This window comes from Mycobacterium sp. E2238 (assembly GCF_001672665.1).
Taxonomy (GTDB): domain Bacteria; phylum Actinomycetota; class Actinomycetes; order Mycobacteriales; family Mycobacteriaceae; genus Mycobacterium.
Map to the genome: position 1 here is coordinate 17,470 of NZ_LZKF01000094.1, position 11,017 is coordinate 28,486.

Below are 11,017 nucleotides of genomic sequence, written 5' to 3' on the forward strand. Positions count from 1 at the left end.
CGCCCCTCAGCGGTAGTCGAGCACAACAGGCAGGTGGTCGTGCGTGTGCACCAGCGTCGACACGCGGGGCACTCGGTCGCCGACCACGTGAATCCCCTTGGCGCGCCGCGCCACTTCTTCCAGCAGCAGACGAGCTTCGCGTCGAGCCAGGGCGGCGCCCATGCAGAAGTGCTCGCCGACCCCGAAGCCGAGGTGATTGGCGGCGTCCTGGCGGTGGATGTCGAACTGTTCGGCGGTCGGGCCCCAGTGCTCCTGATCGCGGTTCGCGGACGCATAGGCGAGCAGCACCCCGTCGCCTTCCTTGACCTCCGCACCGCGCAGACGGACGTCGCGAGCCGCCTGCCGGGCCATGCTCATCACCGGCGTCCAGTAACGCAGCACCTCCTCGACGGCGTTGCCGCTCAGGCCAGGATCGGCGAACAACACCGCCGATTGGTCGGGATGCGTGTCGAGGCAATCGGCGATTCCCGCGATCAGGCTCTGCGTGGTCTCACTGCCGGCGGCGAGCAAGGTGAGCGCGTAGATCATCACCTGCATGTCGTCGAAGGGCACCCCGTCAACGGTCACCTGGGAGAGCATCGTGAGCAGATCGTCCTGAGGATGCTCCTTGCGTTCGGCGACGAGGCCCATCAGATAGGGCCCGATGTGTTCGAAGATGAACGCGTAGTCCTCGTCGCTCGCGGCCCCACCACCGACATTGGCGATCGTGGTCGCCCAGCCCGCGACCTTCGGCCAGTCTTCCTCGGGCACTCCCAGCAGGTAAGCGAACACATACACGGGGATGGGCTCGGCGACCCGTTGAATCCAGTCGAATTCACCCTTCGGCAGGTCGTCGAGCACATCGTTGACGACCTGGCGTACCCGGGCCTCCATCTTGGCGACCGCGGCCGGCGTGAACCGCACGCCGACAGCCTTGCGGTGCACTCGGTGCACCGGCGGATCCATGAACATGATGCCGCGGTTGCCATATCCCTGAGGGTCGCGGCCCTCCCGGTGCGCGATCAGATCCATCATGATCCCAATGCGCTCCGACTTGAACTTCTCGGGTCGAGCCGAGATACCCTTGATGTCTTCGTACTTGGTGATGACCCAGAACTGGCCCTCCTCGTACCAATGCACGGGGTCGTGTTCGCGCAACTGCGCGAATGTGGCGTTCGGGTCGCCGAGGTAGAACGCCGGCTCGTCGAAGCGGGCCGCTGTGATCGTCACCATAAGACTGAACAATAGAACATCAACTGTTAATCTGCGAGTAGCCGTCCCCGCGAGGCCTGGCTGCGGCGCGGCGTTGGCAGAAGAACAAAATCTGTTTTATTGTTGCATGGTGAGCGTCGGGTTGTCCCACCTTCGGGTATGCGACCTCGGCGGTCAACTGGCCGGCGCCGGGGCGACTAAGATCCTGGCCGCCTTCGGTGCCGAAGTCATCCGAGTCGAAGACCCCGCAACGCGCGGGATGTGGGACGCGCTGCGCGGCGTCGGCCCGTTCGTCGACGAGCGCCGGGGCGTGAATCTGGGTGCCGGCTTCAACAACCACAACGTGGGCAAGCTCGGAGTGACCATCAACCTGCGTCAAGAGGCAGGCAAGCAGCTGTTGCGTGAGCTGATCGCCCTCTCCGACATCGTCTGCGAGAATTTCGCCGCCGGCGTGCTGGACAGGATGGGTTTCGGCTACGACGAGCTGCGCCGGATCAAGCCGGACATCATCTACGTCTCCAACTGCGGCTTCGGACATAGCGGCCCCTACCGCGATTTCAAGACCTGGGGTCCCATCGTTCAGGCGCTGAGCGGGCTGACCTTCACCGCCGGGTTGCCCGACCGTGAGCCCGCGGGATGGGGCTACTCGTACATGGACCACGTCGCCGCCTACTACATGACGGTCGCGATCCTGGCGGCACTGCATCAGCGCGAACGCACCGGCGAGGGTCAACACATCGACTTGGCCACCGTGCCTGCGGGCATCGCGATGCTGCCCACCGAGGTGCTGGATTGGACGGTCAACGAGCGGCCCGCGCGCCGGCCGGGGTTCCCGGACGGTAACCACGCCGACTTCGGTGAGATGGCTCCGCATGGGATCTACCCGTGCCTGGGCGAGGACCGGTGGATCGCCATCGCCTGCCGCGATGACCGCGACGTCGCCCTGCTGTCCAAAGTCGTCGACGAACCGCGATTGACAGACGACCGATTCGCGACCCTAGAGCAGCGGTTGCTCGGCGCCGACGCACTCGACGCACTCGTCAGCGCCTGCACCAGAACTCGCGAAGCCTCCTCGCTGGCAGCCGAACTCACTGCGGCCGGGGTGCCGGCGAGTGTCGTGAAGTCGCCGCGGGAACGGATCGACGAAGACCCGGATCTCGCCGAGTGGGGACTCTTTCCGACCGTGACGCACACCGAGATCGGGACGGTGCGCGTCGAAGGGGTTCCCCTGCGAATGTCGGCCTCGCCGTGGAACATTTCGCGGGCCGCGCCGTGTCTGGGCGAACACAACCGAGACGTGCTGGGCGGGCTGCTCGGGCGCAGTGATCAGGAGCTGGACGAATTGACGAAGCGGGGTGTGATCTGAACGCGCTGAGCGGGATTCGCATCGTCGAGATCAGCGGCCAGTTCACCCCCGTCGGGGGAAGGTTGCTCGCCGAACTCGGCGCGGAGGTCGTCGTGGTCGAACCTCCCGCGGGATCCTCACATCGGTCGCGACCGCCGTTCGCGCACGACAACATCGGGTCGGATACCAGCCTGCGCTGGTGGAGCGGCAACGTGGGCAAGAGGTCGGTGACCGTCGATCTCGACACCGCGGAGGGTGCCAACGCACTGGGGCTCCTGATCGCCGGCGCCGACATCGTGATCTCCGGGTCCGGCCCCGTCGGCGACGCCCGGCACCCGTCGCTGATCTGGGTGGCGGTCACCCCATTCGGCCTCGACAGCATGCGGGCCGACCAACCCGTCACCGACCTCACCATGCTTGCCGGCGGGGGTCCGGTCTGGAACTGCGGCTACGACGATCACTCCCTGCCGCCGGTCCGCGGCGCCGGCGAGCAGTCGGCCAACCTCGCCGGCCTGTATTGCGCGATCGGAGCGCTGGTGGCCCTTGCGCACCGGGACCAGACCGGCCAGGGTCAGCTCGTCGACGTCAGCGTCAATGCGGCCTGCAACGTCAGTTCTGAGCAGACGACGTACCACTGGCTGGTCAACAACGAGACGTGCGTCCGCCAGACCGGCCGTCACGCGTACTTCACGCGGAGCCAACCGACGCAGGTCCGGTGCGCCGACGGCGCCTACGCCACCACCGGCGTGCTACCCCGCAAGCCGACCGAATTCGCGAACCTGCTGACCTGGCTCGCGGACCTCGGCCTGACCGACGAGCTTCCCGAGGCGGTGTTCCTGGAAATGGCCGCCTCTCGCGACGAGCCGGTCGACATCGCGATGATCGGTGCCGACGACGAGACCACCGCGATACTGATGGCGGCCCGCGACGCGATCACCTTGATTGCTTCCCGGATGCCGGCGAATGAGTACTTCCTGGAAAGCCAGCGACGCGGATTCCCCGCCGGAGCGGTGCTGTCACCCGACGAGGCCTTCGAGGACGAACACATCGCCGCCCGCGGGTTTCACGTGCCGGTCCACCACCCGGAACTGGGGGAGACGTTCCGCTATCCGGGCACGCCATACCTTTTCAGCGCCACTCTTGCGGGCGGCCCCGTACGGCCACCCTTGCTCGGGGAACACAACGCGCTGCTCGACGAACTCGCCGACGACACCGCATGACCCCCGGTGACCGCCTCACCCATATCGGGCTGTGCGTCAGCGATCTCGAAAGATCCGTCCGATTCTATTGCACGGCAATGGGATTCGACGAAAGCGGCCGCCTGACGGTCGACGGGCCCGAGACGGCACGGCTGCTGGGCGTGCCCGGGCTGGTGCTGGTCTTGGTCTACCTGCAACGCGACGGATTTCGCCTCGAGTTGCTCGGCTACCCGGTACCGGGTGTGCGCGAGAAGCGCCGGCCCCGCCGGATGAACGCTGTGGGCTTCACGCACCTGTCTTTCCGCGTCGACGACGCGGACGCGGTCGTCGCGCGTATCGAGCGCCTGGGTGGCCAAGCCCGACCGGAACGAACGGTCACATTCGACGGCGGCAACCGGGGACTGATGGCGACTGACCCCGACGGCAACTGGATCGAGTTGATCGAGCGCACGCCGCCGAGCGACTGAGCAGTTAGTCACTCAACGTCCGATTGTTCATTGCGATGATAGAGTCAGGGCTGTGCCAGCGACCAGCGAGTTGATGTATTCGCCGTTCTCCAAGGCGATCTTCGACGATCCGTACCCGGTGTACCGGAGATTGCGCGACGAGGCGCCGGTCTACCGGGATCCCGAAAACCGCTGGTGGGTCCTGTCCAGGTTCGACGACGTGTCGCAGGCTCTGCGGGATTGGGAGACGTTCTCGTCCAAGCGCGGTCCGGCACCGGAGAACCCGGACAACGACGGACGGAAGTACTCGGTGATCTCGATGGACCCGCCCCGCCACGACCGCGTTCGCGGGGTCCTCAAAGGGTTCTTCACGCCAAAAGCGGTCGCCGCCATGGAGTCTGCCCTGCGGGCCGTGGTCCACACGCACCTTGGCCGGCTGCAACCGGGTACCACCGTCGACGCGATGGAGGCGTTCGCGTTCTCGGTGCCCACGGACGTGATCGGTGATCTGCTCGGCGTGCCGCACAGCGACCGCGCGCAGCTGCGCGTCTGGTGGGAGGCCTTCCTCACCCGGGAGGAAGGGCAGGTCGCGATGCCGGCCAAAGCCATCGAGGCCAACCGCCTGATCAGCCAGTACATCGGTGACCTGATCGAACGGCGCCGCACCGACCCGGGTGACGACCTGATCAGCGTCGTGCTGCAAGCCACGTTCGACGACCCCGAGGCCGGTGGCCAGCGCGCCCTGACCCCGCACGAGGTGCTCATGTTCTGCAATCTCCTGTCGGCCGCCGGCTCGGAAACCACGCAGAAGCTGATCTCCAACGGCCTCGTCGCGCTCGCCGAGCACCCCGAGGAGTGGCAGCGCATCGTGAAGGACCGCAGCGTCATTCCCGCCGCGGTGAACGAGGCGCTGCGCTACGACACGCCGAGCCACTGGGTGGCTCGCACCTTGACCAGGCCCGTCGAGCGACACGGCGTCACCATGGACGCCGGCGACTGGGTGCTGCTGCTCCTGGGCAGCGCCAACCGCGACGAACGGCGTTACCACGATCCCGACCGCTTCATCATCGACAGGCCGCGCGGCACCGACGTGTATTTCGGGTGGGGAATCCACATCTGTCTCGGGCAATGGTTGGCTCGCCGCGAGGCGCAGCTGGTGTTCGAGTACATCGCCGACAGGTTCCCCGACTACGCCATCGGGGCGCGCGAACGCGTGCTCACCGCGACGGTACGCGGATACACCAGCGTGGAGATGACCCTGCGCTGACCATGGAGATCGCCTTCACCGACGAGCAGCAACTGCTCCGCGACACCGCCGCGCAGCTGGGGGAGAGCGTGGGGGTTACCAGTGCGGACGAGATCGCGACCGGCGAGGCGCTCGACGCCCAGTGGCGCCGCCTGGTGGATCTCGGTGTGCCGACGTTGCGTTCGCCGCGCCTGTGCGGACTCGAGGCGAGCGGCGTCGAAACCGTCATCGTGATCGAAGAACTCGCCAGAACCCTCAGCGCCGTTCCGGTGGCGGGCCAGGCGGTGCTGGCCACCGAGCTCCTGGAGGCGGCCGGAGCCGAGAAGGAATTGGAGCTCGTCGCGGAAGGCAGCCTTCGGCTGGCGCCGGTGCTGTGCCCCGACTTGATGGGTTTCGGCTCGGCTCACCGACCTGGGGTGGCATTCGACGCCGCGGGCGCCACCCACGGACTACTGACCGACCGCACCGACGGACAACGTCGGCTGGTGTGCGCACCACTGTGCGGCGCCGACCCGCGCGGACTGGACCTGACCCGTGAATTCCATTGTTTGCCAGCCGATTCGGTCGCTTCGGCGGTGGTGACCGGCAAGGCCATTGATGACGAACGGTGGCAGCGGGTCGAGTCCTTGGCGATGACCGCCGTCGCCGCCGACCTGGTCGGCATCATGCAGGGTGCCCTGGACGACGCGGTCCGCTATGCGGGCGAGCGGGCTCAATTCGGGGTCAAGATCGGCTCGTTTCAGGCCGTGGGTCATCTGCTCGCCGATGCCCTGGTGCAAGTCGAAGGCGCCCGGAGTTGCCTCTGGCACGCCGCGTGGGCGATCGACCACGCGCCGGACGACGAGGCGCGGCTGGCGGCGATGACGGCCAAGGCATACGCCTCGGCCGCGGGCCGGGAGGTGGTGGAGACCACGGTTCAGGTCTTTGGTGGCATCGCGATCACCTGGGAGCACGTTTCACACCTGCGGCTGCGCCGGGCGCTGTTGGACCGGCGGTTGTTCGGCGACGAGACGGTGCACTACGAGGCCATCGCCGCACTGCGGCTGGCGAACCGGGAACTCGCCTAGCCATGGACTTCAACGACAGCGCACCCGAAGCGCAGTTCCGCGCCGAGCTCAGGCAGTGGCTGTCCGAGCACGCCGCCGATGCCGCGATTCCCGACGACCCGGCGGCGCGGGCTGACGCGCAAAACGTCTGGCACCAAACGCTTTACGAAGCCGGCTACATCGGGTTGTCCTTTCCCGTCGAGTATGGGGGGCACGGCAAGGCGCCGGTCTACGAGGCGATCCTCAACGACGAGCTCGGGCGGGCCGGCGCCGCGCCCATCGAGGGCGTCGGTCACCTCAGCAACGCGTTACGCCTGTTCGGAACCGACGAGCAGCGCGACACGCTGCTGCCCGGGCTGTTGTCCGGCCGGGTGCGCTGGTGTCAGGGGTTCTCCGAACCCGAGGCCGGATCCGACCTCGCCGGCCTCAAGACCCGGGCCGATCTCCTCGACGCAGGCGGGCGTGAGATGTTTCGCGTCAACGGCCGCAAGATCTGGACGAGCTTCGGTGCGGTTGCCGACTGGTGCTTCCTGCTGTGCCGCACCGAGCCGGATGCGCCGAAGCACGCCGGCATTTCCGTGTTGCTGGTGCCGATGTCGACGCCCGGCATCGAAGTGCGCCCCATCGTCAACGCCGCACGCAACCGCGAATTCACCGAGATCACCTTCGACAACGTGGACGTACCCGCGGGCAATCTGCTCGGCGGGCGTGGGGAGGGCTGGTCCATTGCCAACCAGCTGCTTGCCTACGAGCGCGGTCCCAGCGACATCAACTGGATCGGCCGGCTCAAGACGCAGCTACGTCGCCTCGAGGACGACGTTCGCGTCGGCTGGCTCGAAGACTCGCCGTCGGCTCGGGCTCGGCTCGGGCAGGCCTACGTGGAGCTGCGCGCACTGCAGATCAAGGTCATGAGATCGCTCACGGAGCGCCAGAACGGCAAGCTTCCCGGGCCCGAGGGTTCGGTGGACAAGTTGCTCATGACCCGTGCCGACCAGTTCTTCGCCCACGCCATGATGGACCTGTCGGCCAGCGGCCCGCTGCTCACCGAAGGCCTGGAATGGGACATCTACGTGTGGTCGCGCGCCGCGGGCATCTACGGCGGAACGGCCCAGGTCCAGCGCAATATCGTCGCCCAGCGGGTGCTGGGCTTGCCGCGCGCCTGAGTGGAGCGGGGTCAGCCCTGTGGGTCCCGCGTCAGGTGCTTGTAGGCCTCCTGGAGCCCGTTGAGTCGTCGCATCAGGGTCTCGTCCTGATCATCCGACGCGCCGAGTTTGGCAGCGACCTCGGCGATCTCGGCGGCGAGCCGTTCGGCCGCCTCGCCTTTGGTGAGCAGGTCCTGGTCCGCCCAATCGTCGTGCGGGATGCGCGACTGTGGGCTATCGGGTGTTGTCATGGTCCTCCTTGATGCGCCCTGTTCGTTTGGGCTCCGGCCACCATCGGCGCTATAGTCAAATAGTCAGAATCTGTTCACTTGTACCGTATCGCACGACTTCGAGAGACGACTCCCACAATGCCGCTGCAACCTTCGATGAAGCTCCTGTCCGTCGATGATCACCTGATCGAGCCACCGCAGGTCTGGGCGGACCGACTGCCGAAGAAATTCCTCGACGCCGGTCCCCGCATCGTCGATTTCCCGCGCGACGGGGCTCCGCCGGTGCAGCAGTGGGTCTACGAGGGCAGGGCCTATCCGAACATCGGGCTGAATGCCGTCGCCGGCAAGTCGCCGGAGGAGTTCGGTGTCGACCCAATCCGCTACGCGGACATGATCCCCGGGTGCTACGACCCGAAAGCTCGACTGGCGGACATGGACATCGACGGCGTGCACGCCATGCTGTGCTTTCCGTCCTTCCCGCGCTTCTGTGGCACCGTCTTCCTGGAGGGCGAGGACAAGGAACTCGCGCAGCTGTCCGTCCAGGCGTGGAACGACTTCTCACTCGACGAATGGTGCGCCACCGACCCTGCCCGCTTCATTCCGATGGCGATCACACCGCTGTGGGACGCGGACCTGATCGTCGCCGAGATCGAGCGGGTGGCGGCCAAGGGCGCGCGGGCGATCGGGCTGCCGGACAACCCGACCAACTTGAAGCTGCCCAGCTACCACACCGCGTACTGGGAGCCGGTGTGGTCGGCGCTTGAGGAGACCAACCTGACCGCGGTGATGCACTTCGGCAGCGGCGGATTCCCGCCCCAGACCGCACCGGAGGCGCCCTTCGCGGTGATGATCACTTTGATGGGCACAACGTCCATGGCCGCGGCGACCGAGCTCATCTTCTCGCCCGTCTTCCACAAACACCCGAACCTCAAAGTCGCGTTCTCCGAAGGCGGCGTCGGCTGGATGCCGTACCTCGTCGAACGCGCGGACTACGTCTGGCGCAAGCACAAGTTCTACCAGAACATCCACCCCACGGTGGCGCCGTCGGAGTTGTTCCGGCGCAACATTTCCGGATGTTTCATCGAGGACGAGGTCGGCATGTCGATGCGCCACCAGATTGGGATCGACAACATCACCTGGGAATGCGACTATCCGCACTCCGACTCGTTCTGGCCCAAGAGCCGCGCGCGCGCCGAGGAGATGCTCGCGGACGTGCCCGACGAGGAGGCCGCCAAGATCGTCGAACTCAACACGCGGCGCTGGTACGCCTTCCCCGAGGACGGCTTCAAGTCCTGCACCGCGGATGCCGGGTGGCGGCCCAACGGCGGCAACCCACCGGAGTACGACTACGACGAAGTCATGGCCGGCCACGGCGGCATCGGATTCGACGCCTTCATAGACAAGATGGAAGAGCAGAAGTCCCACAAGGTCTGACGCGCACGAAGCTTCAATCGACCGGGACGGCGATGTCGGTCGAATTCACCCGTCCGCGTAGCACTTTGGAGTCGACGACCCGCCATCGGTGCGACTCCTCCTGACTGGCCATGTCCAGCGCCGCGGCGGACGCGGCGACGCCAACCGACAGCTTGGCGACGTCGGTGAGCCGCGCCGCCTCGTTGACCGGGTCGCCGATCACCGTGTACTCGTAACGGCCCGGGTGGCCGACGTTGCCGGCCACCGCCATGCCGGCCGAGACGCCGATGCCGGCCCTGATCGGCGCGCCGGGCGGATTCAAAATCCTGTTGAGTTCGCGCGCCGTCGCCAGCGCATGCGAGGCCCTGTCATCGTCGTCGAGGGGAGCACCGAAGACCGCCAGCGCCGCGTCCCCTTCGAACTTGTTGACAAAGCCCCGATTCGCTTCGACGGCGTTCACCACCATCGTGAAGAAGTCGTTGAGCGTAGCCAGCAACTCGGGTGGTTCCAGTGTGGTGGCCAGTCGCGTCGAGCCGACCAGGTCCACGAACAACACCGCCACTTCGCGGTTGACACCGCCCATCTCGATCTGGTCACCGGCGGCGGCGAGTTGCTCGGCCAGACGAGCCACATCCTGACCGACGTGGCGGCCGAACAGGTCGCGCAGCCGTTCTCGTTCCCGCAGTCCGGTCGCCATGGTGTTGAAGCCCGCCTGTAACAGCCCGAGCTCGGAGGCGTCGAAAATGGCGACGGACACGTCGAATTCGCCGCGCTGCACGCGTTGCATGCCGTGCCTGACCTCATCGATGGGATCGGCGATCGTTGACGCGTTGAATGCGGCGACCACCAGGCCGCAGGCTAGGGTGCAGCCCCCGAGCACGAGAACAACCAACGCCAGCCGATGCGCGGAGTACTCGACGAAGAGGGCGCTCGCGGCGACGAGCATGACCATCAGCGTCGGAACTCCCGTCCCGATCACCCAGGCGCTCACCGCGCGCAGCCGAAGGCCCGGGCCCTGAGCATGTTTTGGCGGGTCTTCGGTGAGCAGCATGGCCGCCGCCGGCCGTAGCGCGATCTCGCACATCCAATACGACAATGCGGTTGTCACGATCGCGCCCAGGATCATCGACACGCCCAACGTTGCCGACAGCCAAGGCCTGCCGAGATTGATGAGCACGAAAATCGCGCTGGCCGTGGACCACACCGCCCCGTGGACGACGGCCATTCTCCTCGGTATGGCCAAGACGACGCGCCGCGCGGTGGCGTCGCTTGCGTCCGCCGGCAGGCTCATCCACAAATAGCCGCAGATCACCGCGGAGGGCATGCTTACGACGCAATAACTCAGCGCCACGACGATGTTGAACTTCAGCACGTGCTGTTGGGCGAGCGCCGTACCGGTCGGAAGACCCCACAGCGCCAGTGCGGCGATGACCGCTGCGCCAACAATGGTGGGGATGACCGCGCCGGATATGAGCAGTGGCCTTCCGGCGGGCGGGAACGGCGAACGCAGCCGGTGCCGGACCAGCTTCACGGCGACGCCGGGGCAGCGCCCACGCGTTCCCGCCAGTTCTCCACCATGACCAATCGCCCCGACGAGGCGAGCTGTTGGGCGCCATTCCCGCCGAAGATCCGATGACCACCAACGTCGCGCTGAGCCCCGATGGCGACACGTTGTTCATGACGCTCGCCTCGTCGGGGCGATTGGTCATGGTGGAGAACTGGCGGGAACGCGTGGGCGCTGCCCCGGCGTCGCCGTGAA

General features: G+C 66.7%; 11 protein-coding genes. 8 read left to right on the forward strand and 3 right to left on the reverse strand.

Annotation, left to right across the window (positions count from 1 at the left end; genetic code table 11):
• Window positions 1-6 precede the first annotated feature (6 nt).
• Window positions 7-1,209, reverse strand: coding sequence for a cytochrome P450 (locus A5711_RS07880; protein WP_231972161.1), 1,203 nt, complete (start codon window positions 1,207-1,209; stop codon window positions 7-9).
• Between the two features lie 109 nt (window positions 1,210-1,318).
• On the opposite strand from A5711_RS07880, the gene A5711_RS07885 reads away from it, so the two are divergent.
• The 6 genes from A5711_RS07885 to A5711_RS07910 are packed head-to-tail and all read left to right on the forward strand — an operon-like array spanning window position 1,319 to window position 7,636.
• A complete protein-coding gene (locus A5711_RS07885) occupies window positions 1,319-2,557 on the forward strand; it encodes a CaiB/BaiF CoA-transferase family protein (RefSeq protein WP_067945196.1) in 1,239 nt (412 codons plus the stop codon).
• 14 nt (window positions 2,558-2,571) lie between these two features.
• Window positions 2,572-3,756, forward strand: a complete 1,185-nt coding sequence (locus A5711_RS07890) for a CoA transferase (protein WP_255396011.1) — start codon at window positions 2,572-2,574, stop codon at window positions 3,754-3,756.
• Window positions 3,753-4,202, forward strand: a complete 450-nt coding sequence (locus A5711_RS07895; protein WP_067945199.1) for a VOC family protein — start codon at window positions 3,753-3,755, stop codon at window positions 4,200-4,202. Before A5711_RS07890 ends, A5711_RS07895 begins: the two co-directional genes overlap by 4 nt.
• A gap of 52 nt (window positions 4,203-4,254) precedes the next feature.
• On the forward strand, window positions 4,255-5,448 hold the full coding sequence (locus A5711_RS07900) for a cytochrome P450 (protein ID WP_082953558.1): 1,194 nt from the start codon (window positions 4,255-4,257) through the stop codon (window positions 5,446-5,448).
• 2 nt (window positions 5,449-5,450) lie between these two features.
• Window positions 5,451-6,494, forward strand: a complete 1,044-nt coding sequence (locus A5711_RS07905; protein ID WP_067945202.1) for an acyl-CoA dehydrogenase family protein — start codon at window positions 5,451-5,453, stop codon at window positions 6,492-6,494.
• Between the two features lie 2 nt (window positions 6,495-6,496).
• Complete coding sequence (locus A5711_RS07910; protein ID WP_067945204.1) at window positions 6,497-7,636, forward strand: acyl-CoA dehydrogenase family protein; 1,140 nt, start codon at window positions 6,497-6,499, stop codon at window positions 7,634-7,636.
• An 11-nt stretch (window positions 7,637-7,647) separates the two neighbouring features.
• Here A5711_RS07910 and A5711_RS07915 read toward each other — a convergent pair whose 3' ends face one another.
• Complete coding sequence (locus A5711_RS07915) at window positions 7,648-7,866, reverse strand: hypothetical protein (RefSeq protein WP_067945205.1); 219 nt, start codon at window positions 7,864-7,866, stop codon at window positions 7,648-7,650.
• 117 nt (window positions 7,867-7,983) lie between these two features.
• Here A5711_RS07915 and A5711_RS07920 point away from each other — a divergent pair, with 117 nt between their 5' ends.
• The gene (locus A5711_RS07920; protein WP_067945208.1) at window positions 7,984-9,279 is read left to right on the forward strand and encodes an amidohydrolase family protein; all 1,296 of its coding nucleotides are present in this window, start codon (window positions 7,984-7,986) and stop codon (window positions 9,277-9,279) included.
• A 13-nt stretch (window positions 9,280-9,292) separates the two neighbouring features.
• Here the strand turns inward: A5711_RS07920 and A5711_RS07925 are convergent, their stop codons facing one another.
• Window positions 9,293-10,789, reverse strand: coding sequence for an adenylate/guanylate cyclase domain-containing protein (locus A5711_RS07925; RefSeq protein WP_197501096.1), 1,497 nt, complete (start codon window positions 10,787-10,789; stop codon window positions 9,293-9,295).
• 74 nt (window positions 10,790-10,863) lie between these two features.
• On the opposite strand from A5711_RS07925, the gene A5711_RS26770 reads away from it, so the two are divergent.
• Entirely contained in the window at window positions 10,864-11,016 is a 153-nt protein-coding gene (locus A5711_RS26770) for a hypothetical protein (protein ID WP_197501097.1), read from the forward strand.
• The last annotated feature ends 1 nt before the right edge of the window (window position 11,017 follow it).

Excerpts from the sequence above, each read along its gene's own strand:
- A5711_RS07885 (WP_067945196.1), top strand. The coding sequence starts at position 1,319 with ATGGTGAGCGTCGGGTTGTCCCACCTTCGGGTATGCGACCTCGGCGGT.
- A5711_RS07895 (WP_067945199.1), top strand. The coding sequence starts at position 3,753 with ATGACCCCCGGTGACCGCCTCACCCATATCGGGCTGTGCGTCAGCGAT.
- A5711_RS07905 (WP_067945202.1), top strand. The coding sequence starts at position 5,451 with ATGGAGATCGCCTTCACCGACGAGCAGCAACTGCTCCGCGACACCGCC.
- A5711_RS07910 (WP_067945204.1), top strand. The coding sequence starts at position 6,497 with ATGGACTTCAACGACAGCGCACCCGAAGCGCAGTTCCGCGCCGAGCTC.
- A5711_RS07915 (WP_067945205.1), bottom strand. The coding sequence starts at position 7,866 with ATGACAACACCCGATAGCCCACAGTCGCGCATCCCGCACGACGATTGG.
- A5711_RS07920 (WP_067945208.1), top strand. The coding sequence starts at position 7,984 with ATGCCGCTGCAACCTTCGATGAAGCTCCTGTCCGTCGATGATCACCTG.